General features: G+C 70.6%; 24 protein-coding genes. 12 read left to right on the forward strand and 12 right to left on the reverse strand.

Annotated features, from left to right (window positions below; all coding sequences use genetic code 11):
• Window positions 1–26: 26 nt before the first annotated feature.
• The 8 genes from GA0111570_RS10235 to GA0111570_RS10270 all read left to right on the forward strand — a co-directional run bounded on the left by GA0111570_RS10235 (window position 27) and on the right by GA0111570_RS10270 (window position 7,613).
• Window positions 27–1,043, forward strand: coding sequence for an ornithine cyclodeaminase family protein (locus GA0111570_RS10235; RefSeq protein ID WP_092610323.1), 1,017 nt, complete (start codon window positions 27–29; stop codon window positions 1,041–1,043).
• A 52-nt stretch (window positions 1,044–1,095) separates the two neighbouring features.
• A complete protein-coding gene (locus tag GA0111570_RS10240) occupies window positions 1,096–2,112 on the forward strand; it encodes a dihydrodipicolinate synthase family protein (RefSeq protein ID WP_092610326.1) in 1,017 nt (338 codons plus the stop codon).
• A 14-nt stretch (window positions 2,113–2,126) separates the two neighbouring features.
• Complete coding sequence (locus GA0111570_RS10245; RefSeq protein WP_092610329.1) at window positions 2,127–3,611, forward strand: NAD-dependent succinate-semialdehyde dehydrogenase; 1,485 nt, start codon at window positions 2,127–2,129, stop codon at window positions 3,609–3,611.
• 77 nt (window positions 3,612–3,688) lie between these two features.
• A complete protein-coding gene (locus GA0111570_RS10250) occupies window positions 3,689–4,264 on the forward strand; it encodes a VOC family protein (RefSeq protein ID WP_092610332.1) in 576 nt (191 codons plus the stop codon).
• A gap of 1 nt (window position 4,265) precedes the next feature.
• Window positions 4,266–5,057: an alpha/beta fold hydrolase gene (locus GA0111570_RS10255; RefSeq protein WP_092610335.1), complete on the forward strand. Its 792-nt coding sequence runs from the start codon at window positions 4,266–4,268 to the stop codon at window positions 5,055–5,057.
• 149 nt (window positions 5,058–5,206) lie between these two features.
• A complete protein-coding gene (locus GA0111570_RS10260; RefSeq protein WP_092610944.1) occupies window positions 5,207–5,926 on the forward strand; it encodes an ABC transporter ATP-binding protein in 720 nt (239 codons plus the stop codon).
• Between the two features lie 26 nt (window positions 5,927–5,952).
• On the forward strand, window positions 5,953–6,717 hold the full coding sequence (locus tag GA0111570_RS10265) for an ABC transporter permease (protein WP_092610947.1): 765 nt from the start codon (window positions 5,953–5,955) through the stop codon (window positions 6,715–6,717).
• The gene (locus tag GA0111570_RS10270; RefSeq protein ID WP_245703126.1) at window positions 6,714–7,613 is read left to right on the forward strand and encodes a COX15/CtaA family protein; all 900 of its coding nucleotides are present in this window, start codon (window positions 6,714–6,716) and stop codon (window positions 7,611–7,613) included. The genes GA0111570_RS10265 and GA0111570_RS10270 overlap by 4 nt, the downstream gene beginning before the upstream one ends.
• Window positions 7,614–7,745: 132 nt before the next feature.
• Here the strand turns inward: GA0111570_RS10270 and GA0111570_RS10275 are convergent, their stop codons facing one another.
• On the reverse strand, window positions 7,746–8,459 hold the full coding sequence (locus tag GA0111570_RS10275) for a TIGR03936 family radical SAM-associated protein (protein ID WP_245703128.1): 714 nt from the start codon (window positions 8,457–8,459) through the stop codon (window positions 7,746–7,748).
• A gap of 244 nt (window positions 8,460–8,703) precedes the next feature.
• Here GA0111570_RS10275 and GA0111570_RS10280 point away from each other — a divergent pair, with 244 nt between their 5' ends.
• Together GA0111570_RS10280 and GA0111570_RS10285 are read left to right on the forward strand one after the other, a co-directional pair.
• Window positions 8,704–9,207 carry an SRPBCC domain-containing protein gene (locus GA0111570_RS10280; RefSeq protein ID WP_092610344.1) on the forward strand — a complete coding sequence of 168 codons (504 nt, stop codon included), beginning with the start codon at window positions 8,704–8,706 and terminating at the stop codon, window positions 9,205–9,207.
• Window positions 9,208–9,277: 70 nt separating this feature from the next.
• Window positions 9,278–10,993 (forward strand): NAD-dependent malic enzyme, encoded by a 1,716-nt coding sequence (locus tag GA0111570_RS10285; protein WP_092610347.1) that lies wholly within the window; start codon window positions 9,278–9,280, stop codon window positions 10,991–10,993.
• Window positions 10,994–11,068: 75 nt separating this feature from the next.
• Here GA0111570_RS10285 and GA0111570_RS10290 read toward each other — a convergent pair whose 3' ends face one another.
• From GA0111570_RS10290 to GA0111570_RS10340, 11 genes are all read right to left on the reverse strand, one after another.
• Complete coding sequence (locus GA0111570_RS10290; RefSeq protein ID WP_092610350.1) at window positions 11,069–13,051, reverse strand: TIGR03960 family B12-binding radical SAM protein; 1,983 nt, start codon at window positions 13,049–13,051, stop codon at window positions 11,069–11,071.
• Window positions 13,002–14,090: a CPBP family intramembrane glutamic endopeptidase gene (locus tag GA0111570_RS10295; RefSeq protein WP_092610353.1), complete on the reverse strand. Its 1,089-nt coding sequence runs from the start codon at window positions 14,088–14,090 to the stop codon at window positions 13,002–13,004. Before GA0111570_RS10295 ends, GA0111570_RS10290 begins: the two co-directional genes overlap by 50 nt.
• Before the next feature lie 31 nt (window positions 14,091–14,121).
• A complete protein-coding gene (mnhG, locus tag GA0111570_RS10300; protein ID WP_092610356.1) occupies window positions 14,122–14,583 on the reverse strand; it encodes a monovalent cation/H(+) antiporter subunit G in 462 nt (153 codons plus the stop codon).
• Window positions 14,580–15,029, reverse strand: coding sequence for an MrpF/PhaF family protein (locus tag GA0111570_RS10305; RefSeq protein WP_092610359.1), 450 nt, complete (start codon window positions 15,027–15,029; stop codon window positions 14,580–14,582). The genes mnhG and GA0111570_RS10305 overlap by 4 nt, the downstream gene beginning before the upstream one ends.
• Window positions 15,026–15,796, reverse strand: a complete 771-nt coding sequence (locus GA0111570_RS10310) for a Na+/H+ antiporter subunit E (protein ID WP_092610362.1) — start codon at window positions 15,794–15,796, stop codon at window positions 15,026–15,028. The genes GA0111570_RS10305 and GA0111570_RS10310 overlap by 4 nt, the downstream gene beginning before the upstream one ends.
• Entirely contained in the window at window positions 15,796–17,319 is a 1,524-nt protein-coding gene (locus tag GA0111570_RS10315) for a Na+/H+ antiporter subunit D (RefSeq protein ID WP_092610365.1), read from the reverse strand. Before GA0111570_RS10315 ends, GA0111570_RS10310 begins: the two co-directional genes overlap by 1 nt.
• A complete protein-coding gene (locus GA0111570_RS10320) occupies window positions 17,316–17,924 on the reverse strand; it encodes a Na(+)/H(+) antiporter subunit C (protein ID WP_092610368.1) in 609 nt (202 codons plus the stop codon). Before GA0111570_RS10320 ends, GA0111570_RS10315 begins: the two co-directional genes overlap by 4 nt.
• Window positions 17,924–20,914: a Na+/H+ antiporter subunit A gene (locus tag GA0111570_RS10325; RefSeq protein ID WP_092610371.1), complete on the reverse strand. Its 2,991-nt coding sequence runs from the start codon at window positions 20,912–20,914 to the stop codon at window positions 17,924–17,926. Before GA0111570_RS10325 ends, GA0111570_RS10320 begins: the two co-directional genes overlap by 1 nt.
• A complete protein-coding gene (ndk, locus tag GA0111570_RS10330; protein WP_092610374.1) occupies window positions 20,911–21,345 on the reverse strand; it encodes a nucleoside-diphosphate kinase in 435 nt (144 codons plus the stop codon). The genes GA0111570_RS10325 and ndk overlap by 4 nt, the downstream gene beginning before the upstream one ends.
• 90 nt (window positions 21,346–21,435) lie before the next feature.
• Window positions 21,436–21,774 (reverse strand): DUF4233 domain-containing protein, encoded by a 339-nt coding sequence (locus GA0111570_RS10335; protein ID WP_175557444.1) that lies wholly within the window; start codon window positions 21,772–21,774, stop codon window positions 21,436–21,438.
• Window positions 21,774–23,297, reverse strand: a complete 1,524-nt coding sequence (locus GA0111570_RS10340; RefSeq protein ID WP_092610380.1) for a bifunctional folylpolyglutamate synthase/dihydrofolate synthase — start codon at window positions 23,295–23,297, stop codon at window positions 21,774–21,776. Before GA0111570_RS10340 ends, GA0111570_RS10335 begins: the two co-directional genes overlap by 1 nt.
• Window positions 23,298–23,403: 106 nt before the next feature.
• Here GA0111570_RS10340 and GA0111570_RS10345 point away from each other — a divergent pair, with 106 nt between their 5' ends.
• Both GA0111570_RS10345 and GA0111570_RS10350 read left to right on the forward strand, forming a co-directional pair.
• Entirely contained in the window at window positions 23,404–23,973 is a 570-nt protein-coding gene (locus GA0111570_RS10345) for a DoxX family protein (protein ID WP_092610383.1), read from the forward strand.
• Window positions 23,974–24,000: 27 nt separating this feature from the next.
• Entirely contained in the window at window positions 24,001–24,786 is a 786-nt protein-coding gene (locus GA0111570_RS10350) for a DsbA family protein (RefSeq protein ID WP_092610386.1), read from the forward strand.
• The last annotated feature ends 13 nt before the right edge of the window (window positions 24,787–24,799 follow it).

Consider the following 24,799-nt stretch of genomic DNA (forward strand, 5'->3'; position numbering starts at 1 on the left):
CCCGCCCAGCTCCCGAGGAGAAGCCCATGTCCCACGATTCCACCACCACCCCTGCCGGCAGCCTGCGCATGCTGAGCGCCGCCGACGTCGAGCAGCTCGCCGACTGGCGGGAGGCGATAGACGCCCTGCGCGACGCCTACGGCCGCCACCTGACCGACGACATGGTGCCGATGCGCTCCATGGCCCGCGACACCGGCATCTGGCTGCGCGGGATGACCGCGATCTCGACCTCCGGCAAGCACGTCGGCGCCAAGATGATCACCGTCAACCGGCAGAACGTGAAGGCCAGCTACACCGTCCTGCTGATCGACCGCGAGGTCGCGACGCTGAAGGCCCTGGTCGACGGCAGCCACATCACCGGCCTGCGTACCGCCGCCACCTCGGCCGTCTTCGTCGACCAGGCCGCACCGCAGCGCCCCGTACGGGTCGCCGTGGTCGGCTCGGGCTTCGAGGCCTACAACCACTTCCTCGCCGTCAGCAAGATCCGCGAGGTCGCCTCCGCGACGGTCTTCAGCCCCCGCGAGACCTCGCGGCAGGCCTTCGCGGACCGCGCCGCCGCCGAGACCGGCCTGGTCGTCGTGCCCGCCGCCAGCGCCGAGGAGGCCGTCCGGGGCGCCGACGTGGTCCTCTGTGCGGCACGCTCCCGGGACGAGTCCCCCACCCTGTCCGGGGCGTGGGTCGGCCCCGGCACCACCGTGGTGTCGATCGGGTCCACCCTGCCCGAACAGCGCGAGGTCGGCACCGACCTGCTGGCGAAGGCCGCCCGGATCGTCGCCGACATGGTCGAGGAGGTCAGCGAGGACACCGGCGACTTCCTGGCTGCCAAGGCCGACGGCATCGACTTCGAGGGCCGGCTGTTCTCGCTGGCCGACATCGTGTCGGGCCGGCAGGCCGCCCGGACCGGTGAGGACGAGATCGTCGTCTACAAGTCGGTCGGGTCGGCCCTGCAGGACATCGTCGTCGCCGAGCAGTTGCTCGCCAGCGCCGAGCGGCTCGGCATCGGCACCGTCGTCGGCTCCCCGATCCAGCCGATCGACAAGTAACCCGACCCCCTGCACCCGCGGACGAGCCAGCAGCGATCAAAGGAGATATGCCATGGACTACCAGAAGAACGAAGCGCGTGAGTGGGCCCGCGAGCACCTGACCGGTGTCTCCGGCGTGAGCAACCCCTCGTTCACCGCCGACCTGAAGAAGCTGAACCGCAACGCGATCGCGCACGACATCAACAAGATCGCCGAACTCGGCTACGACTACACGCTGATCATGGCCGAGACCGCCATCACCCCGGAGGAGAACGCCGAGTTCACCGCCGTGGCCCGCGAGGCCTCCGCCGGACGGACCAAGCTGTTCTTCCACGCAGCCTTCCCCAGCCTGGAGGAGAACATCCGCGCGGCCAGGCTGGCCGAGCAGGCCGGCGCGGACATCGCGCTGCTGTCCTACCCCGCGCAGTTCTGGCCGACCACCGAGCAGCAGATCTACGACTACACCAAGTCCTTCTGCGATGCCGTCGACATGGCCGTGATGCTCTTCCCGATCCCGCTGTGGGGCTTCGAGCGGGTCAACCCGGCAGGCATGTCCGTCGCGCTGATCCGTAGGATGGTCGACACCATCCCCAACGTGGTCGCGATCAAGGCCGAGCAGGGCTACCCGCAGCCGATCGGCATCGTCGAGATGATGCACCACTTCAAGGACGACATCGTCGTCAACCACCCGATCGAGAACCAGTGCCTGCCGCTGATGGACGTGATGGACATCCAGTTCTCCGGCACCTCGAACACCCAGTGGATGAGCGACTACTACCCCAAGGCCTTCAAGCTGGCCCGCAGCGGCCAGTGGGAGCAGGCGATGGAGTCCTTCTGGGCCACCATGCCGGCCCGGCTCGCGAACGACTCCGTCGGCGCCTCGTACATGCCGGGCATCTCGACCCTGAACCGTACGTCCTGGAAGTACCAGGACTGGCTGGCCGGCTTCAACGGCGGCGCCCTGCGCCACCCGATGACCCGTCTGCCCGACAAGCACATGAAGGCACTGCGCGCCGGCCTCAAGGCGGCCGGCCTGCCGTGCACCGACGACCCGGACGAGGCCTTCATGGCCGGCCGGATCCAGGCCTGAGGAAGGACAACGACATGACTGTCGACCAGATGACGCGCGAGGACACGGCGACCACGGCGTACGAGAAGGCCCTGGCGGGCAAGCAGTACATCGGCGGGGAGTGGCTCGACGCCTCCGACGGCGCCACCTTCGGGGTCGAGGACCCCGGCAAGGGCGAGGTCTTCGTCCAGGTCGCTGATTCCACCCCCGACGACTGCATGGCGGCCGTGGCGGCCGCCGATGCGGCGGCAGCGGGCTGGGCTGCCACCCCGCCCCGGCAGCGTGGCGAGATCCTGCGCCGCGCGTTCGACCTGATGATCGCCAACCGCGACGACATCGCCAAGCTGATCACGCTGGAGTCTGGCAAGGCGTACGCCGAGGCCCAGGGCGAGGTCGACTACGGCGCAGAGTTCCTGCGCTGGTTCTCCGAGGAGGCCTGCCGCGGACTCGGCACGGTGGCCACCGCCCCCAGTGGTGAGTACAACATCATCACCACGCTGCACCCGGTGGGCATCTCGCTGTTCGTCACGCCCTGGAACTTCCCGGCGGCGATGGCGACCCGGAAGATCGGTCCGGCGCTGGCGGCCGGCTGCACCACGATCCTGAAGCCGGCCAAGGAGACCCCGCTGACCGCTCTGGCGATGGCGGCCATCTTCGAGGAGGCCGGCGTCCCGGCCGGGGTGATCAACGTGATCACCCCGTCGAAGTCGCACTCCACCATCGCCGCCATGATGGCCGACCCCCGGGTCAAGAAGATCTCCTTCACCGGCTCGACCGGCGTCGGCAAGGTACTGATGGAGCAGGCCGCCCGGCGGGTCATGCGTACGTCCATGGAACTGGGCGGCAACGCGCCGTTCATCGTCATGCCGGACGCCGACCTGGATGTCGCCGTGGCGAGCGCGATGGTCGCCAAGTTCCGCAACGGTGGCCAGTCCTGCACCGCTGCCAACCGCTTCTACGTGCACGAGTCGGTGGAGGCCGAGTTCGTCGAGCGCTTCAGGACGGCGATGGCCGACCTCAAGGTCGGGCACGGCCTCGATCCGGAGAACAACCTCGGGGCCATGGTCACCCGCAAGGAGCGCGACGGCATGCTCGAGCTGATCGAGGACGCCAAGGCCCGCGGCGCCGAGGTCGTGTTCGGCGGGGAGGCGGTGGACTCGGCCGGCTACTTCCTGCAGCCGACCCTGCTGCGCAACGTACCGCGCGACGCCCGCTGCATCCGCGAGGAGATCTTCGGCCCGGTCGCACCGATCGTGACCTTCACCGAACTGGAGGACGTGATCGAGCAGGCCAACGACGTCGAGGTCGGCCTGGTCTCCTTCGTGCAGACCTCGGACCTGGCGCTGGGCATGAGCATGGCCTCCCGGATCGACGCCGGCATGGTCGGCATCAACCGCGGCAAGGTCTCCGACCCGGCAGCGCCTTTCGGCGGCTGGAAGGAGTCCGGCATCGGCAAGGAGGGCGGCCACGAGGGCCTGCTCGAGTACCTCGAGAGCAAGTACACCGCCGTCTCCTGGTGAGCCGGCCGCACGACACCGGCCAGGAGCACCCCTGCCACGGGGGTGCTCCTGGCGCACCCAGGCACAAGGAGAACCAGATGGCTGACAACACCCCCACCTTCATCGGCAGTGCCTTCGACCAGATCTGCTTCGTGGTCGAGGACCTGGACACCGCGATCGAGCACTGGCGCACGGTCAGCGGCGTGGAGCGCTGGTCCAAGGCGTACGACCTGGCCAGGCACCAGGTCGACAAGGAGTACTGGGGCGAGCCGGAGGACTTCCAGTTCAGCTGCGCGTACGGCTTCGCCGGCGACACGCTGATCGAACTGGCCGAGCACGACGGCGGCCGCAGCATCTACCGGGACTGGCTCGACGAGCACGGCACCGGACCGCACCACGTCGGCTTCCGGGTCAAGGACCTGGCCGAGTTCGAGGCGGCCGAGGCGCACTACGCCTCGAAGGGCCTGCAGAAGGCGATGGCCGGCTGGTTCAGGGCGGACGCCGGCAACTGCAAGTGGAGCTACTGGGACACCCGCGCGGCGATCGGTTGCTACACCGAGCTCTACTACGTCGACGGCGTCGCGCTGGAGGCGCTCGAGGGTTTCCGGGCCGGCACGACCGACGACTTCATCCCCGGTGCCCCGCACGAGCGCCCGACCCCGAAGGGTGCCTGACATGACCGGACCGTCGGCCCGCTCGTTGCCTCATCTGCAATCCTCCACCACAGGTCCGGCGGGCGCCCCCTGGGTGACCTTCGTCCCCGGCATCGGCAACGACGCCTCGTTCTGGCAGCGCCAGGCCACCGAGCTCGCCGCCACCCACCGGGTGCTGCGGTTCGAGCCGTGGGGCTGCGGCGGGAGCGAGGCCCCGCCGGAGGACCTGCGGATCGAGGACGTCGCCGCCGGCATCGTGCAGCTGTGGGACGAGCTCGGGATCGAGAGCTCCAGCGTGGTCGGGCTCGGCTTCGGGGGCTCGACCAGCCTCGTGCTTGGCCTGGACCACCCCGGCCGGGTCGAGCGGATCGCAGCATTCTGCTGCCGCCCGCGCCAGCCCGAGGGACGCCGTGACTTCTGGCGCGACCGGCAGGCGTACGCACAGGAGAACGGGCTGGCCGAGCTGGCAGAGGTCACGGTCGACCGCTGGCTGTCCGAGGACTTCCGCGCCGACCATCCCGAGGTCGCCGCCGCACTGAAGGAGGGCTTCCGGCGCAGCAGCGTCGAGGGCTACGTCGGGTACGTCGGCGCCTTCGTCGAGATGGACTTCGAGGACCGGCTGGCTGACCTGTCCGTCCCGACCATGCTCGTCGCCGCGGAGAACGACCACGGCGGCGGACCGGTGGAGGCGATGGCGGCGATGGCCGACCGGATGGACGGCACCGAGCTGCGCATCGTCACCGGTTCGGGCCACATCTGCAACCACGAGGCCCCCGACCAGGTCCTCGACCTGCTGGCGGGATTCCTGGCCTGACGTACGTGACCGGACCGCGGGTGGCGCGCCGATGCCATCCGCGGTCCGGTCCTGCTTTGCCGGCCCGGACCCGTGCCCCGCTCCCCTGCCCCGGTCCACCGAGGCCGCTCTCACCTCAACCTCAGCCGGGGCCGTCCTAGACTCAAGTGGTGCCCGACACCACCCCTGCCCTCGAGATCGACGACCTCGTCGTACGCCTCGGCGGACGGACGATCATCGATTCCCTGTCGCTGCGTGCCGAGGTCGGCCAGGTCACCGCGCTGCTCGGCCCCAACGGCGCCGGCAAGACCACGCTGATCCGCTGCTGCACCGGCATCCTCAACCCCGATGCCGGAGCGATCCGGATCATGGGGACAGACGTCACCACTGCCTGTGCCACCGGACGGGTCGGGCTGATGCCGCAGAGCACCGGCGCCTGGTCCGGGATCAAGCCGCTGGAGCTGCTGCGCTACCTCGCCTCGCTGCACGCCCACCCGCTCCCGGTCGAGCCCCTCGCCGAGCGTCTGGGGCTCACCGACTTCGCCTCCACCTCGTACCGCCGGCTCTCCGGCGGCCAGCAGCAGGCGGTCAACCTCGCCGGCGCACTGATCGGACGCCCCGAGCTGGTGTTCCTGGACGAGCCGACCGCGGGGATGGACCCGCACTCGCGCCGCTCGGTCTGGTCGCTGGTGCACGACCTGCGCGAGGCCGGTGTCTCGGTGCTGCTGACCACCCACCTGATGGACGAGGCCGCCGAACTGGCCGATCGGATCTGGATCATCGACCACGGTCGGATCGCGCTGTCCGGAACCGTCGCCGAGCTCACCGCCGGCGGCCGGACGCTGGAGGACGTGTTCCTGGCGAACACCGACAGCCGGATGCGACCGTGACCACCGAACGCCTGACCGGAGGACCCGTGACCCTGCTCGACCACTCCCCCGCCCCCGGTGCCGCCCCGGCCGGACGGCGGATTCGCAGCCACGCCCTCACCGAGGCCAAGCTGCTGGTCCGCAACGGCGAGCAGCTGCTGCTGGCCCTGGTGATCCCGATCGCCTTCCTGGTCGGCGGCAAGTGGTTCGGCCACGGGCTCGGCCTGCCCTTCGACACCCTCGCGCCGTCGGTGCTCGCCCTGGCGCTGTGGTCGACGTGCTTCACCTCGCTGGCCATCACCGTCAGCTTCGAGCGCCGCTACGGCGTGCTGGAGCGTCTCTCGCCGACCCCGCTGGGCCGCGGCGGCCTGCTGCTCGGCAAGGCCCTGGCCCTGCTGCTGGTGACGGCCGGCCAGCTCGTGATCCTCTCCGTGGTCGCCGTGGCCCTGGGCTGGCGGCCGGTCGGCGGGGCCCTGCCGACCCTGGTCATGGTGGTCACCGTGGTCCTGGGTGGCACCGCCTTCGCCGCCCTGGGTATGCTGCTCGGCGGCACGCTGCGCTCCGAGGTCACCCTCGGCCTGGCCAACCTGGTCTACCTCGTCCTGTTGATGGGAGGGGCGATCATGCTCCCGGTGGCGTCCTACCCCGAGGCCATCCGTCCCGTCATCGCCCTGCTGCCCACGGCAGCGGTCGGTGAGGCGTTGCGCGCCTGGTCGGACGGGACCGTCTCCTGGCAGTCCCTCATCGTAGGGTTGGTCTGGTCAGTGCTCGGTGCCCTGGCCGCACGAAAGGCATTCCGATGGACCTCATGACCCGCATGTTCGGAACCGGTCGCGCGCTGCGCGGCTGGTCACTGGCCAACCTGATCGCCAACAGCGGCATCATCCTGACCGGAGGCATCGTCCGCGTCACCGGTTCGGGGCTTGGCTGCTCCGAGTGGCCGCGCTGCACGGAGGCCTCGTACGTCACCCTGCCCGCCAACGGCATCCACGGGGCGATCGAGTTCGGCAACCGGCTGCTGACCTTCGTCCTGATCGTCATCGCTATCGGCAACATCATCTCCGCCTGGCGCTCCCGCGAGAACGGCGCCCCGGTGCCCCGGGTCCGGACGCTGACCGCCTGGGTGATGGTCGGCATCGTCGTGCAGGCCGTCATCGGCGGCATCACGGTGTGGTACAGGCTCAGCCCCTACCTGGTGGGGATCCATCTGCTGTTGTCGGCCGCGCTGGTCAGCATCTGCACCTGGATCGTCCACATGGCCTGGCGTAGGACGACGGACGTGGCGGACGGCACCTCGGTCGCACTCACCCGGGTGGCATACGTGCTGACCTGGATCAGCATCTACCTCGGCACCGTGGTGACCGGTTCGGGCCCGCACGCCGGCGACCTGTCCTCCCCGCGCACCGGGCTGGACCTGGAGACGATGGCGAAGATCCACGCCTGGACCGTCTGGCTGCTGGTCGCCCTGACCGTCTATCTGGTCGTCAAGATGCGGTCCCGGGCCACGTACGCCCTGCTGGGCGCCCTGCTCTTCCAGGGAGCCGTCGGTTACGTGCAGTACTTCACCGGCCTGCCGCGCGGCCTGATCATCGTGCACCTGCTGGGGCTCTGCCTGGTGATGATCGCCTCGACCAACCTGATGCTCTCGGTCCGCCGCGCGACCGAGGTGCACAGCTCGGGCCGCGACCGCCGGACGGTCTCCGCCTGAGCCCTCCCCGACAGCCAGCCGCCACACCCCTCCGGCATGACCGCCCGGAGGGGTGTGGCGTCTGCGGGCCGCCCGGAACCACGCTGGTGGCGGAGGAGGCGGCGCTGCCCGGTCACCAGGACCGCGGCCCGGTCACCAGGGCGCGATGACCCGGTTCAGCTCCAGCCGGCCCTGGACCAGGCGGGTCAGCTTGGGCGGGTCGACGACGCTGAAGGCCGGGTGCAGCTCCTGCAGGGCGCGCAGCACGTCGTCGGGGCGGACCAGCGGTTCGCTGTGCGCGATCACCAGGTCCAGCATCGGCACGCCATCGGTCACGTACGCGCTGATGCCCTTCACGTCGGCCCGGGCATCGAACGTCCGGGGCCCGTGCTTGGTCATCCGCTCGGTCTCCATGCGGTCACAGTCGAGGAACAACCGGGCTGCATCGGCCATCGCCCGGCCGTCGGCGCCGGGCAGCTCGACCCGCCACACGGACGCCTCCAGACCGTCGCCGACCTTGCCGCCCTCGGCCTCGCGGATCTCGCGCAGCACCAGGCCGTCCGGCATCGCCTCAGAGAGCTTCGCGAGCACCTTCTGCGGGTCACAGACCTCGGCGAGCCCGATCTCCAGGTACTCGGCCTCGGTCGCCGCGCCGGTCGGCGAGGAGTTCACGTACGAGATGCGCGGGTGGGGGTTGAAGCCCGAGGAGTACGCCATCGGCACGTTGGCCCGTCGCAGGGCGCGCTCGAAGGCGCGGACGAAGTCTCGGTGCGAGGTGAACCGGGCCCGGCCACGCTTGGCGTAGCGGATCTGGAGTCGCTGCACCGGAGGGGCCTGCTGTTCGGGTTGCTGCTTCTGGGCTGCCACGGTGGGCCAGCCTACCGCCGCCCCCACCCCGCCGCGACGTACGACGTGACGCCGCCCGAGGCACCGGGTGACCGGCACCACACGATTCCCGCCCTGCGCAACGTGGCGGGCCCGCACCCCGGTCCCCCGACTATCCTTGGCCGTGCAGGTGGTCGACCACCTCGGCAGTGTCCATCGGTGCACACACGACCTCGCCCCGACGCGGCCCTTCCCCAGGCCGGCGCACAGCCTCCCAGGAGCACACATGGACCTCGGTTCCTTCCGCACCCACCACGGCCGCCCTGCCCTGCGCTTCCACCTGGTCCACCCGGCCCGCCCCCAGCGCGTCTGGCTGTCCCTGACCGAGACCCCGCGCCTGGACAACTGGTTCCCCGCGCACGTCGTCCTCGAGCCCCGCGAGGGTGGGGCGGTGCAGTTCGGCAACGAGGGCGCCGACCCGCTGCTCGGCGAGGTCCTGGCGTACGAGCCGGGCGAGCGGCTCGGCTTCACCTTCGGCCCCGACGAGGTCTGGTTCGACCTGATGCCGGACGGCGAGGCCACCATGCTGACGATGACCATGTACCTGGCCGAGCGGGACATGGCCGCCCTGAACGCGGCCGGCTGGACGAACTGCCTGAGCCGCCTGGAGCTGTGCCTGCGCGGCGACCAGCTGGAGGACCTCTACTGCTGGGAGGACGTCTACGACGAGTACGTCCTGGCCGGCATACCGGCGGCGGGCGGCGTGGCGGGCCTCACCGGCGGCGAGTAGCACATCCGGGGCGGTCACCAGCCGGCCACCCCTCCCACCGCCGGCACCGGACCCGAGTAGCGTTCGGGTCATGGGCACTGCTCCGTACGAGTTCACCTCCGGTCCCGATGGCGAGACCGTCCACATCAGGGTGCGGGGCCGCGCGGTCCTCTCGCTCCCGATGATCAACCAGGGCACGGCGTTCCGCCACGCGACCCGAGACGCTCTGGGGATCAGCGGTCTGCTGCCACCGGGCGTGACGTCGATGAACGCCCAGCTCAAGAAGGTGTACGAGCAGTACCGCGAGCAGCCGACCCCGCTGGCGAAGAACAACTACCTCGAGGCGATGCACGACCGCAACGAGGTGCTCTACTACCGCCTGCTGGCCGAGCACCTCGAGGAGATGCTGCCGATCGTCTACACCCCCACCATCGGCGAGGCGATCGAGAAGTACAGCCAGTGGATGCAGCGCCCCCGGGGCGTCTTCCTGTCGATCGAGCACCCCGAGCAGATCTCCGAGGCGCTCGCCTCGTACGGGCACGGTCCCGACGACCTGGACCTGATCGTCGTCACCGACTCCGAGGGCATCCTGGGCATCGGCGACCAGGGCGTCGGCGGCGTACGGATCACCGTCGGGAAGCTGGCGATCTACACCGCGGCCGCCGGGATCCACCCGCAGCGGGTGCTGCCGGTCGTGCTGGACGTGGGCACCAACAACCTCGCGCTGCTGAACGAGGAGACCTACCTCGGCGTACGCCACTCGCGGGTCCGCGGGGAGCGGTACGACGCGTTCGTCCGGGAGTTCATGGAGACCGCCGTCCAGATGTTCCCGCACGCGATGATCCACTTCGAGGACTTCGGCGCCTCCAACGCCCACCGGGTGCTGGAGACCTACCGCCACGACTACTGCGCCTTCAACGACGACATCCAGGGCACCGCCGCAGTCGTCGTGGCCGCGGTGCTGTCCGCCCTGTCCGCGCACGGGGAGGTACTCGCCGACCAGCGGATCGTGGTGCACGGTGCCGGGACCGCCGGGATCGGCATCACCGACCTGCTGCGCGACATGATGGTCGCCGACGGCCTGACGCCGCTGGAGGCGAACAAGCGTTTCTGGGGGCTCGGGTCGAAGGGACTGCTGAGGGAAGGCCTCGCGGGGCGGATGCGCCCGTTCCAGGAGCCGTACGCCCGCTCCGAGGCCGAACTCGCCGGCTGGCAGCTGGACGCCCCCGGGCACTACGAACTGGCCGACGTGGTCCGCAACGTGCACCCGACGGTGCTGATCGGCACCTCGGCGCAGTCCGGGGCGTTCACCGAGGAGATCATCCGGGACATGGCGGCGCACACCGAGCGCCCGATCATCATGCCGCTGTCCAATCCGACGGTGAAGGCCGAGGCCGTGCCCGCCGACCTGCTGGAGTGGACCGGAGGCCGGGCGCTGATCGCCACCGGATCGCCGTTCGGACCGGTCGAGTACGAGGGGGTGAGCTACACCATTGCCCAGGCCAACAACGCGCTGGTCTTCCCCGGCATCGGGCTGGCGGTGGTCGCCAGCCACGCCACCCGGGTCTCCGATGGCATGATCGCCGCCTCGGCGCGCGCGGTGGCGTCGCTGGGGCGGTCCAAGGAGCAGGGCGCCTCCCTGCTCCCGGGCATCCAGGAGCTGCGGGCGGTGTCGGCCACCGTTGCGGTCGCCGTCGCCGCCGTGGCGGAGGCCGAGGGGTTGGCCGAACGCCACCTCTCCGACCCGATCCAGGACATCTACGAGTCGATGTGGGCGCCGGCCTACCCGAAGGTCGTGGCGGACTGAGACGGCTCCCCGTCAACAGCTGCCTCTCCGGCAGCTCCTACCTCTCCGGCACAGGCGGCGGACCGCCGGACCGCCTCAATCGGCGGCCAGCGGGTTGCGGACGGTCGGCAACGGCAGGAGCGTGAGACCGGTCGGGCCGACCTGGATCTCGGTGTCCATCTGCGGGCAGACGCCGCAGTCGTAGCACGGGGTCCAGCGGCAGTCGTCGACCGGCCGCTCGTCGATGGCGTCCTGCCAGTCGTCCCACAGCCAGTCGCGGTCCAGGCCCGCATCGAGGTGGTCCCAGGGCAGGACCTCGTCGTAGTCGCGCTCCCTGGTGGTGTACCAGTCGACGTCCACACCGGTGCCGGCCAGGGCACCGTCGGCCGCGGTCATCCACCGCTCGTACGAGAAGTGCTCGCTCCAGCCGTCGAAGTGGCCGCCGCTGCGCCACACCTGCTCGATCACCGCGCCGACCCGACGGTCGCCGCGGGAGAGCAGCCCCTCCACGATGCCGGGCTTGCCGTCGTGGTAGCGGAAGCCGATCGACTTGCCGTACCGCTTGTCCGCCCGGATGATGTCGCGCAGCTTCTGCAGCCGCGCGTCGGTGGTCGCGGAGTCCAGCTGCGCGGCCCACTGGAACGGGGTGTGCGGCTTGGGCACGAAACCACCGATCGAGACGGTGCACCGGATGTCCTTGCGGCCCGACACCTCCCGGCCGGTCTCGATCACCCGGCGGGCCAGGTCGGCGATCGCCATGACGTCCTCGTCGGTCTCGGTCGGCAGGCCGCACATGAAGTACAGCTTCACGTTGCGCCAGCCGTTGGAGTAGGCCGTCGCGACCGTACGGATCAGGTCCTCCTCGTCGACCTGCTTGTTGATCACCCGGCGCATCCGCTCCGAGCCGCCCTCCGGGGCGAAGGTGAGCCCGGAGCGCCGACCGTTCCGCGACAGCTCGTTGGCCAGGTCGATGTTGAACGCGTCCACCCGGGTCGAGGGCAGCGACAGCGAGACGTTGGTTCCCTCGTAGCGGTCGGCGAGCTGCTTGGTGACATCGGCGATCTCGGAGTGGTCGGCCGAGGACAGGGAGAGCAGGCCGACCTCCTCCAGACCGGTGGACTCCAGGCCCGCCTGCACCATCGCGCCGATCGTCTCGATGCTGCGCTCGCGGACCGGGCGGGTGATCATGCCGGCCTGGCAGAACCGGCAGCCCCGGGTGCAGCCACGGAAGATCTCCACCGAGTAGCGCTCGTGCACGGTCTCGGCCAGCGGCACCAGCGGATGCTTCGGGTAGGGCCAGTTGTCCAGGTCCATCAGGGTGTGCTTGCGGATGGAGTACGGCACGCTGGGCCGGTTCGGGGCGACCCGGCGGATCCGGCCGTCCGGCAGGTAGTCGACGTCGTAGAACTTGGGCACGTACACCCCACCGGACTCGGCCAGGCGCAGCAGTACGCCGTCTCGGCCACCCGGCCTGCCCTCGGCCTTCCACTCCCGGACCACCTCGGAGATCGCCAGCGAGATCTCCTCGCCGTCGCCGAGCACGGCCGCGTCGATGAAGTCGGCGATCGCCTCGGGGTTGAAGGCTGCGTGCCCGCCGGCCAGCACGATCGGGTCGTCCTCGCGCCGGTCCACAGCGTGCAGCGGCATCCCGGCCAGGTCGATGGTCTCCAGCATGTTCGTGTAGCCGAGTTCGGTGGAGAAGCTGAAGCCGAGCACGTCGAACGCGCCGACCGGGCGGTGCGCGTCGAGCGTGAACTGCGGCACGCCCGCCCCGCGCATCAGCTCGGCCATGTCCGGCCAGACGGTGTACGTACGCTCGGCGAGGATCCAGTCGCGCTCGTTCAGGATCTCGTAGAGGATCGCGACGCCCTGGTTGGGCTGGCCCACCTCGTACGCGTCCGGGTAGGACAGGCACCACCGCACGTCGGCGGCCTCCCACTCCTTGACGACGGAGTTCAACTCGCCGCCGACGTACTGGATCGGCTTGCCGACCCGGGCCAGCAGGGGCTCGAGCCGGGGGAAGAGGGACTCAGGCGCGCCGGTCGCCGGCGCCGGGGTGGGGGTCGTCGCGATGTTCATAGGGTTCCAGCGTAACCCGCGGAGCCCCGATATCCGAGCCTCCGACCGGGCTCCCCCACCCCGAGGGCACCCCTGGTGCGGTGGGGGTGAAGAGCCGGGCGACCCCGCGTCGCCGTGCCATCCGGTCGACCACGACCACCAGGACCGTGCCGAGCACCATCGGCACCAGCACTGACCAGTCGCCGGCTCCGGCGCTCCGGTCCGCAAAGGTGCCGAGCTGGCCGGTGAGGACGATCGGCACCAGCCCGACGAGGTTGTTCACGGCATGCAGCGTGACGGCGGCCTCCAGCCCGCCGGTCCGCCAGACCAGCGCGGTCTGGAGGAGTCCGAACCCGAAGTAGAACAGGTTGAGCCAGGGGTCGTGGGCCAGGTGGATCAGCATGAACAGCGCCGCGCCCAGCAGGGCCGCCAACCCCAGGCCGATCCTCGGGTCCGGCACCATGGCGGCGATGCACCGGGGGATGAAGCCGCGGAAGGCCCACTCCTCACCCGCCGACTGCAGCGGTGTGGTGACCAGGGTGAGCAGCAGGAGCACCACCACGGACCCCGACAGCGCCACTGGCGCCCCACCGACCGGGACCACCAGCATCTCGACCAAGTAGTAGACCAGCCATGGCACGCCGACCAGCAGCAGGCACCAGAGCAGCCACCGCCAACGGAACCGGCCGGCCACCGACGACAGCCAGCCGGCACGCTGGCCGAAGAGCACCCGGTTCAGCAGCATCGACAGCGGGACCAGCGCCGCCAGGCCCAGGTTGTTGGCGATGAAGAATGCCGGCCCCATCGAGATCCTGCCCGCGAGGACCTCCTCCATCGTCAGCTGTGCGAGGGTGACGTCACCCCGCACGAGGTCCACCGCGAGGCCGATGGAGCCCAGCACGCCGCCGACCACCAGCCAGCCGAACAGGAGCAGCACGATCCCCAGCAGACCGCGCCACCACCGATAGCGCTCGGTCCGCAGCAGGCCGTAGTAGTCCTGCGGGCCCAGCGGGAGGGCGGGCATAGGGGACCAAGGATCCGCACTGCGCGAGGGTGCCATGGTGAGAGTCTCCCAGCCCGCGGGCCAGGGATCAGGCCTCAGCCGCCGACCGATGGTCCTCCGGCCCGGCGGGCCCGGCCTGCTCCTGCCGGGCGGCAGGGCGCTCGACCGCTGCACGCTCGTCAGCCCCGCGCTGGACCCCGGCACGGCGTCGGACGGCGATGGCCTCGGCCAGCTCGTCGGCCACCAACGTCGAAGGGTCGACCAAGCCGGAACGGTAGCCGGTCCGCGCGACGACGTGCGATGACAGGGTGACCGTCATCATCTGCAGGATGGTGACCAGGGACAGGAGCAGCACGGCGGAGGGGGTCCTGATATGCAGGGCCAGTCCGGCCATCAGGACCATCATTCCCAGGCTCTGCGGCTTGGCCGCGGGGTGCAGCCGGGAGACGAGGTCGGGGAACCGGGCCAGCCCGACCGCGGCGGTCAGGCACAACAGGGAGCCGACGAGGCACAGCACGGCGGCCAGCAGGTCCAGGACTGCGATCGTCATGCCTCACCGCCCCGATCCGTGCCGCCGGCCATGGGCTCGGGGGCCGGCCTCCCGGCGCGAGGCTCTCCGGCGGGCGCGACGACGGGCCGCTCGCCGCGTACGGTCTGCCGTCCGGTGTCGCCGCGGCGGCGGCTGCGACGTACGTCAGGGGGGCTGCTCGGCTGGCGGTCGTGGACGAAGCGTGCCATCGATATCGCCCCGATGAAGCCGACCAGGGAGATCGCCAGCACGACCGGCAGCGCCGTCGTCTCCTCCGACAGCACGATGTGCAGCGCGAAGCCACCCACGGCGATCCCGAGCATCAGGTCGCTCGCGATGATCCGGTCCAGGTTGGTCGGTCCCTTGGAGAGCCGGTACAGGGTGAACCCGGCTGCCACCACCAGGGCGACGACGCTGATCGCCACCACGACGTGCTGGACGGCACGGACTACTTGTTCCGGACTCATCGACCCTCCTCGGGCTGGGCGTCGGCGGGTTCGACCGGTTCCACCATGGGATGGGTCACCGGCGTTTCCGCGGGTGGTTCGGTGGGGATGGGGGCGGGCCCGTTGTCCGCCTCGGGCACCGGCCGGTCCAGCAGGGCGACCTCGTCGTCGGTCCCGAAGGCCCGGATCACCCGCTCCTCCACCGCGCGGACGACCGCGTACGCCTCGGACAACCGCTCGGGGTCACTGACGTCGAGGACGTGGACGTACACCCGGGAGGAGGCCCGGACCTGCTCCACCACGACGGACCCCGGCACCAACCCGATCAGTTCGACGATCATCGCGACCAGCAGGTCGGAGGTGGTACGCAGCCGCACCCCGACGATGGCGCTGCTGACCGGTTTGCGCCAGTTGATCGCCAGCAGGGCGACCCTGGTCGAGGAGATCACCAGTTCGACCAGCGTCGCCGCGATGAGGCGGACCACCCCCCAGGCCCGGATCCGCCCGCGGTAGCGGATGGCCGGCAGCGGGAAGACCAGCGCTACGCCCCAGGTCACGGCCAGGCCACCGAGGATCGTACGGAGGTCGGCCTTGCCCCACAGGATGCACCAGACCAGGACGCCGATCAGGATCGAGCGCCAGCCGACCCGGTTCCACCGGGTCTGGGTACGTCCGGTATCGCTCCTGGCTGCCTCGGCCCGGACCGCACCGGCGGCCTTCGGGTCGGTCCGCCGGCCGGGCGGTGCCCCGGCGCTGCGGCCGCTGCCCGGTCGCTCGGTCAATGGCATCAGTGCACCCCCTCGGGCAGGACCGCTGCGATGTAGCCGCCGTCCCGGGTGTCCCGGGCGGCCCGGTCGGTGAACCCGTACAGCGGGCCGGCCAGCACGGTGAGGGACAGTCCGACGGCGACGATCACGGCGGCGACCACTGCCATCGACGGCTGGAGCGGTTGTCCGGCCTCGACCATCTTGCCGTCCTCGTTCTCGACCAGCGGCATCTGCTGCCAGAACGCCCGGTTCCACACCTTGGCCATCGCGAAGAGGGTGAGCAGGCTGGTGACCAGCACGGCGCCGACGCCGACCGAGGCCAGCCAGTTGCCCTCGGCGATACCGGCGCGCAGCAGTCCTGCCTTGCCGAGGAACCCCGACATCGGCGGGATCCCGGCCAGGTTGAGGGCGGGGATGAGGAACAGCGCCCCCAGCACCGGCGAGGCGGAGGCCAGGCCACCGAGCTCGTTCAGCGAGGTCGACCCGCCGCGTCGTTCGATCAGGCCGGCGACCAGGAACAGCGTCGTCTGCACGATGATGTGGTGCGCGGTGTAGAAGATGGCGGCTGACAGCCCGGCAGCGGTGTCCAGGGCGATCCCGAACACCATGTAGCCGATGTGGCTGACCAGGGTGAACGAGAGCATCCGCTTGATCTCGCTCTGCGCGATCGCGCCGAGGATGCCGATCACCATGGTCAGGATCCCGATCACCAGCATCGGGCGCTGCATGCTGTTCTCGGGGAACAGCACGGTCTGGGTGCGGATCATCGCGTACACCCCCACCTTGGTCAGCAGGCCGGCGAACACGGCGGTGACCGGCGCCGGGGCGGTCGGGTAGGAGTCGGGCAGCCAGGCGGACAGGGGGAAGACCGCCGCCTTGATCCCGAACACGGTCAGCAGCAGGTACTGGATGACCTGCTGGACCTCCGGTGGCAGCTGGGCCAGCCGGACGCCGGCCTGGGCCATGTTGACAGTGCCGGTCGCCGCGTAGACGGCGGCCAGTCCGACCAGGAACAGCAGGGAACTGACCAGCGAGACGACGACGTACGTGGTGCCGGCCCGGATCCGCTCGCCGGTGCCCCCCAGGGTGAGCAGTACGAAGGAGGCGAACAGCAGCATCTCGAAGCCGACGTACAGGTTGAACAGGTCGCCGGTGAGGAAGGCGTTGGACACCCCGGCGGTCAGGGCCAGGAAGGTCGGGTGGTAGATCGAGATCGGGGTCTCCCTGAGCCGCTCCTCCTGGTCCTGTCCGAGGGAGAACAGCAGCACCAGTAGGCAGATCACCGCCGAGACCAGCAGGAGCAGCGACGAGAGACGGTCCGCCACCAGCGAGATCCCCAACGGCTGCCAGCCGGCGATCCACAGCACCTGGGGTCCCTGGGTGTCGGCGAGGTAGACCAGGGCGCCGGCGACCACGAGGATCAGCGACAGCGCGGTCACCGAGATGGCCCGCTGGATGATCGGGCGCCGCCCGAAGATCAGCGAGAGCCCGGCGCCCAGGAGCGCCAGCAGGATCGGCATGGGCAACAGCCAGGTCCAGGTCATCGCTGGGCCTCCTTGATGTCCGTGGTCACGTCGGCCGCCCGCTCACGACCGTCGGAGGACACCCGGACGGCCTTCTCCGAGCCGATCGGCTCCCCATCGTCGGCGTCGTCGTCCTCGTCGTCGTCCAGGACGTCGTCCGGGGCCTCGTCGAGCGGGCCGGGCTCCACGTCGAAGAAGTCCCCGCCCTCCTCCTCGCCCGGCTCACCGGAGCCGACCCCGGAGTCGAAGGACTGCGAGGCCTCGTCCAGGGCCGCCAGGCGACGGATCACCGCGTCCTCGACGTCGTCCTGGACCCCGTCGTCGCCGTTGACCTGGACGGCCCGGTAGGCCATCGCCAGGAGGAAGGCCGTGGTGGCCAGGGTGATCACGATCGCGGTGAGCACCATCGCCTGCGGCAGCGGGTCGGTGACCTCGTCCGCGGGCACCAGGTTGACGAAGGCGGGCCGGCGCGCCGGGCCGGCGATCAGCGGGTACAGCAGGTTGACCCCGTTCGAGGTGAGCAGGATGCCGATCAGGATCCGGGTCAGGGACCGCTCCAGGAGCAGGTAGACACCGCAGGCGATCAGGAAGCCGGAGACCAGCAGCAGGGTGAGGTTCGGTTCCATCAGACCTCACTCTCCGCAGGCTCGTCGAAGTGCCGGCCGGGCAGGCGGACGGCGCTGCGGCCACCGCGTACGCCACCGCCCACCCGGGGCAGCGGGGCGCGGTCCTGCTCGGCCTGGACGTCGATGCCGGCACCCAGCGAGCGGGCGATGTCGAGCAGCAGGCCGATCACGACCAGGTAGACCCCGATGTCGAAGAACACCGAGGTCACGATGTGGATGTCGCTGAGCAGCGACCAGGTGTGGCCGAAGGTGGTCACCTGGGCCAGGCCGGGCAGGTGGATGTCGATCGCGTACGACTGCAGCACCGCCCCGCCGTACGCCAGTGGCGCAACGGCCGCGGCGACCGCGACGACCAGGCCCGAGCCCAGCACCACGCCGGCATCGACCGGTGCGGCATCGTCGAGCTCGTGGCGTCCGCCGGCCAGGTAGCGCAGCACCAGCGCGAGGCCGGCGATCAGGCCACCGGCGAACCCGCCGCCGGGGGCGTTGTGACCGGCCATCAACAGGTAGAAGGAGACGATCATCATCACCGGGAACAGCAGCCGGGTGACGACCTCCATCGCCAGCGAGCGGCGCAGCGGCGAGAGCGCCTCCCCGCCCCGCAGCCAGGAGTAGCGCGGACCGGCGTTCCCCTGCCCGCGGGCCGTGACCTCACGCTCCTCGGCGGGGGTGCGACGGGTGTAGCGGGCGCGGATGAAGATCAGCGAGGCGACGCCGGTCGCGGCGACCAGTAGCACGGTGATCTCGCCGAGGGTGTCCCAGGCCCGGGTGTCGACCAGCGTCACGTTGACGATGTTCGTCCCGTGGCCGAACTCCAGCGCCGCCCGGTAGAACTCGGTCGAGATCGGTGTGGCGATCCGTGCGGTGGTGGCGACCAGCATGGTGGCCACCACCGTCGCGCCGACGGCGATCGCGAGGAAGATGCGCCACCAGCGGGTCGAGGTCAGCGGGCGGTCGGTGAAGTACTTCGGCAGCTTGCGCAGCACGAGCACGAACACCACGATCGAGACGGTCTCGGTGAGCACCTGGGTCAGGGCCAGGTCGGGTGCCCCGTGCAGCAGGAACAGCAGGGCCAATCCGTAGCCGGTCACCCCGACCAGGATGACGGCCTTGAGCCGGCCGCGGGCGTTGGCCGCCAACCAGGCCGCCACGCACATCACGATGCCGACCAGCGCCTGCACCGGGCTGTCCCACAGGCGTACGCCGGCGCCGAGCCCGGGCTGGAGGAAGGCCGCGGTGCCGGTGAACAGCACCAGCATCCCCAGGATCGCCCCCAGGTAGCTCGGCAGGGAGCCGGGCTGGACCCTGGCGGTCACCTCGACGGCGAACCTGTCGAGCCAGCGGATGAAGCGGTGGAACACCTCGTTGGCGGGCATCACGGCGGGCATCGTGCCCTGCAGTTCCTGGACCCTGGTGCGCAGGAGGAACATGCCGGCCCCGAGCACCCAGCAGGCGACCGACAGCAGGAAGGGTGGCGTCACGCCGTGCCACAGTGCCAGGCCCTCCGGCTCGTGGCCCTGGGCCATGGTCCGGCCGTACGGTTCGGTCACCGCGGACCACTGGGGACCGAGCGCCCCCAGCAGCAGGCCGGTGAGCCCGAGGACCACGGGTGCCAGCGCGAACCCCGCCGCCACGTGGTGCACCGTGGTCGGCTTGCGGATGCCCGCCTTCGGTGCGAACGCCCCCCACAGGAAGCGCAGGGTGTAGGCGACGGTGAACACCGAGCCGACCACCAGCATCGCGACCATCGCCGCGGCCGGGCCCGGCAGCATCCGGGTGCCGTCGGCCAGCGGTCCCACCACCCAATTGACGGAGGCCTCGAAGGCGGCCTCCTTGGCGAGGTACCCGGCGGTCGGTGGCAGTCCGGCCATGGACAGCCCGGCCAGCGTGGCCGCGGCCGCGACCCACGGCATCTGGCGGCCGACGCCCGACAGTTCGCGCAGGTCGCGGGTGCCGGTGGAGTGGTCGATGATGCCCACGCTGAGGAACAGGGTCGACTTGAACACCGCGTGCGAGACCAGGAGGGCCAGGCCGGCGAACGTCCCGGCCCTGGTCCCCGATCCGAACAACACGAACAGGAAGCCCAACTGGGAGACGGTGCCGTAGGCCAGCAGCAGCTTGATGTCGTTCTGGCGCAGGGCGCGGTAGCCACCCAGCACCATGGTCACGGCGCCGATCGACATCAGCAGCGGGCGCCAGCCGGGCACGTCCGCGAACCCGGGGGCGAGCACGGCGATCAGGTAGACGCCGGCCTTCACCATCGCCGCGGAGTGCAGGTAGGCCGAGACCGGGGTCGGGGCGGCCATCGCGCCCGGCAGCCAGAAGTGGAACGGCACCTGGGCGGACTTGGTCAGGGCACCGAGCAGCACCAGCACCGTGGCCCCCACCACGAATGCTCCGCGCGGCGCCGCGTCGACGATGGCCACCAGGGAGTACGAGCCGGCCGCCGAGCCGAGCATGACCAGGCCACCGAGCATCGCCAGACCACCGAAGGTGGTGACCAGCAGGGCCGTCAGGGCGGCACCACGGTTGGCGGCGCGGCGCGGGTTGTGGCCGACCAGCAGGTAGGAGAAGACGGTCGTCAACTCCCAGAACACGTAGACGAACAGGACGTTGTCGGCGGTGACCAGGCCGAGCATCGAGCCGGCGAACGCGACCAGGAGGCCGGCCACCCGCGGCTGGGGCCGGTCGGACCCGAAGTACCACCGGCAGTAGAACAGGACCAGCGCACCGACCACCGACACGACCAGGCCGAGCACCCACTGGAGCAGCCCGATCCGGAAGTCGAACGTCAGGTCGAGGCTGGGCACCCAGGTGTAGCTGACCTGGTACGTCCGACCGGCGAGGATCGTCGGCGCGAGCCGGAGCAACCACACGGCGGCCGCCGCGGGCGCGAGGGCGACGAGCAGGAAGATGCGCTGGCCCAGGATCCGGGTGAGCGCCGGGGCCAGGATCGCCAGTCCGAAGTGGACGGCGAGCAGGCCCGTCACAGACCGGTGGTTCCTGCGGCCACGTCAGGGAACCACAGGCTGATCTCGCGGGCAGCGCTCTCGGGGCTGTCGGACCCGTGCACCAGGTTCCGCTGGTTGGACAACGACCAGTCGCCGCGGATGGTTCCGGGGGCGGCCTTGCGCCCGTCGGTCGCGCCGTTCAGGTGGCGTACCGCCTCGATGGCCTCGTCTCCCTCCAGCACGAGCGCGACCAGCGGGCCCGAGGTGATGAAGTCGCGCAGGCCGGGGTAGAAGTCGCGGGCGACGTGGTCCGCGTAGTGCGCGTCGGACTGGTCGGCGTCGATCTGGCGCATCTCGAGGGCGACCACGCGGAGTCCCTTGGACTCATAGCGCGCGAGCACCGAACCGACGAGTCCCCGAGCGACGGCGTCGGGCTTGATCAGGACGAGGGTGCGCTGGGCGTGGGTCATACGACCACCCTAGCGGACCCTCCGAGGCGCCTGAGGGAACATCCGTCCCCGCCGGCGCCCCAAGAGCCGGCAGGGGGCCGTGGGTGCGTCTCAGGCCGTGCGGGCGGGTTCGAGGCGACGGCCCAGCACGAAGCCTGCGACGTAGAGGCCGGCGAAGACCCCACCGACGACGAACATGATCGGCGTCACGATGCCCAGGGCCAGCCCGGCGACCTGCGCGGCCCAACCCAGCGGCTGGCCGAACGGCCGCTTAAAGGTGGCGCCGGCCACCAGGGCGAGCAGTGCGGCCCCGCCTGCCAGTGTCCCGGCGATCGCCGGGCGGGTGCCGTCCAGCATGACCATCACGGCGACCGACAGGCCGAAGACGACCACCTCGAAGAACAGGGTGGTCATCAGCACGCGCAGCATGGGGTTGTCGTTGCTCAGCATCATTGCTCCTCGTCCTGGGCGCCCCAGGCATTGGTTCCGATCTCCAGGTGGAGGCCGGCCTCGTCGGCCGCCTCCGCCGCACGGGCCGCCGTACGACTCTCCCCCGCCGCGCTCTCGCTCGGGACCAGGATGCCGCGGGCCTCACCGACGCCGACCACCGTGCCGGTGACGAGGATGCCGGGGGTCGGCGGCAGGCCGTCCTCGCCCTGCAGCAGTTCGGCGTCGATCCGCTGGGTCATCAGGGTATCCGCGAGCATCGTCGCTGTCTCGAGGGCCTCCACCATGGTCGGCGCCACGTGGACCCGATCCGCGCCGAACACCTCGCGGGCGACCTCCCCAAGCTCCTCGGCCGGGTAGGCGCGCGCCACCGACGAGACGGTGGTCACCACGACCTGGTGCATCACCGGTTCGAGGACCTCAAGCACCTGGCGGACATCCTTGTCGCGCATGGCCGCGAACACGCCGATCAGCGGGGAGAACACGAACGCCTCGGCGATCGTCCGGGCGACCGCGGCCGCACCGTGCGGGTTGTGCGCCGAGTCCAGCACGATCGTCGGGGAGGTCCGGACCACCTCCATCCGGCCGGGGGCGATCACCTGGTCCAGACCGTCCTGGATCACCTCGGAGGTGAGCGGCTTCATGCCGAGAAAGGCCTCCACGGCCGCCACGGCCAGGGCGGCGTTGCGGGCCATGTGCTCCCCGTAGAGCGGCAGGTGCAGGTCACGGACGGGGCCGGCACCGGCGTTGACGGCGATCACCTGTCCGCCCAGGGCAGGGGTCCGCTCGATCAGCCCGAAGTCGGGGCCCTCCGCGATGATCCGCGACCCCACCTCCCGGGCCCGGGCGACCAGCACGGTCGCGGCCTCGGGGTCCTGGTCGGCGGTGACGACATGGCTGCCGTCCTTGATGATGCCGGCCTTCTCGGTGGCGATCTCGGTCAGGGTGTTGCCGAGGATGTGCATGTGGTCGTAGCTGATCGGCGTGAAGACTGCCACGGATGCGTCGGCCACCGAGGTGGCGTCCCAGCGCCCGCCCATCCCGACCTCGACGATCGCCACGTCGACAGGCGTGTCGGCGAAGGCCGCGTACGCCATCCCGGTGAGCACCTCGAAGAAGGTCATCGCGATGCCGTCCAGGCGCTGCTCGTCGACCATGGCGACGTACGGCGCGATGTCGGTCCAGACCTCGTCGAAGCGCTCGGCGCTGATCGGTGCCCCGTCGATGGAGATCCGCTCCCGCACATCGGTCAGGTGCGGGGAGCTGAAGCGGCCGGTACGCAACCCGGCCGAGCGCAGCAGCGCATCGATCATGATCGCCGTGCTGCCCTTGCCGTTGGTGCCGGTGATCTGGATCACCGGCATGGCGCGCTGCGGGTCGCCCAACAGCTCGCACAGCGCGGAGATGCGGGACAACGACGGCCCCACGCGGTGCTCGGGCCAGCGGGCGGTCAGTTCCTCGGCGAGACGGTGGTGCTGGGCCGAGGCCGCGGCTCCGGCCGCCGATTCATGCGAGATCTCAGTCATATCGACACGATCCTATGCGCAGGCGCCACGTCGCGGTCACCGTCACGGACCCGGCGGAACGCAGGGGGCGCAGGGGTCCGGCCCGCCGGCAACTAGACTTCGACCCATGACAGCTGCCCCGACCTCCGGCGACGTGCGCACGGAGCCGACCTCCCCGGACGTCCGCCGGCGTCGCGTCCTGGGCTGGACCGGTCTCGCGTGCCGGATCGTGCTGGGTGTGGTGCTGATCGTGGCCGGGGCACTCAAGGTCGCGAACCTGGAGCAGTCGGTGCTCGCGGTGCGCGGGTACCAGATGCTGCCCTACGAGCTGGCGGTGGCGGTCGGCTACGTGCTGCCACCGCTGGAGATCATCGTCGGGCTGCTGCTGGTGGCCGGCCTGTTCACCCGCTGGGCCGGCCTGATCGGCGCCCTGTTGATGGCCGCGTTCGTGATCGGTATCTCGCAGGCCTGGATCCGTGGGCTGACGATCGACTGCGGCTGCTTCGGCGGCGGCGGGCAGGTGGCGCAGAACGAGACGAAGTACGGCCTCGAGCTGCTCCGCGACTTCACCCTGATGGCCACCGGTGTCTTCCTCACCATCTTCCCCCGCACCCCGTTCGCGCTGGAGGACCGCCTGTTCGCCCTCCGGCCGATCCAGTTGGACGACCGCGACGACGTCGCGGACCCGACGGACTGACCGACCCGAACCGAAGGAAATGCCTCGATGAGCACCAAGAAGCCGGCAGGCTCCACGTCAGCATCCAACCGGCGCGCCCAGATGCGCGCCGAGGCCGAGGCCGCCGCGCAGCGCGCCCGCCAGCGGAAGATCCTGGTCACTGCGGTGTCCGTCGTGGTGGTCGCTGCCCTGATCATCGCCGGCGTGGTCTGGGCCCAGAGCCGCCAGCAGACCCCCGCGGCCAGCAACGCCGTCCCCCCTAACACCACCGCCGCCGGCGACGGCATCAGGGTGAACCCCGGTGTCGCGGAGGGCAAGCCGGTGGTCGAGCTGTTCTTCGACTACCAGTGCCCCGGCTGTGGCTCGCTGGAGCGCTCGGCCGGCGACGTCATCCTGGGCGCGGCCCAGAAGGGTGACTACCAGCTGGTGTACCGCCCGATGACGTTCCTGGACACCAACCTGCGCAACGATGCCTCGGAGCGCGCCGCGAATGCCGCGGCCTGCTACGCCGAGGTCGGGGACTACCCGAAGTACCACCAGCTGATCTTCAACAACCAGCCGGCCAAGGAGGGCGACGGGTACACCGACACCCTGCTGCGCGACCAGTTGCCCGCCCAGCTGGGCACCACCGGCGACAAGCTCACCCAGTTCCAGACCTGCTACGACCAGGGCAAGTACAAGAACTTCGTCGACCACACGAACACCGAGGCCGCAAAGGCCGGCGTCACCGGCACCCCGACGATCCGCGTCAACGGCAAGGACATGGACCTGTCCGGCCTGGCCAAGCCCGCGGACTTCCCGGCCGCCGTCGCCAAGACCGCCGCAGGCCAGTGACACTGCACTGATT

Source organism: Raineyella antarctica, assembly GCF_900092135.1.
Lineage (GTDB): Bacteria > Actinomycetota > Actinomycetes > Propionibacteriales > Propionibacteriaceae > Raineyella > Raineyella antarctica.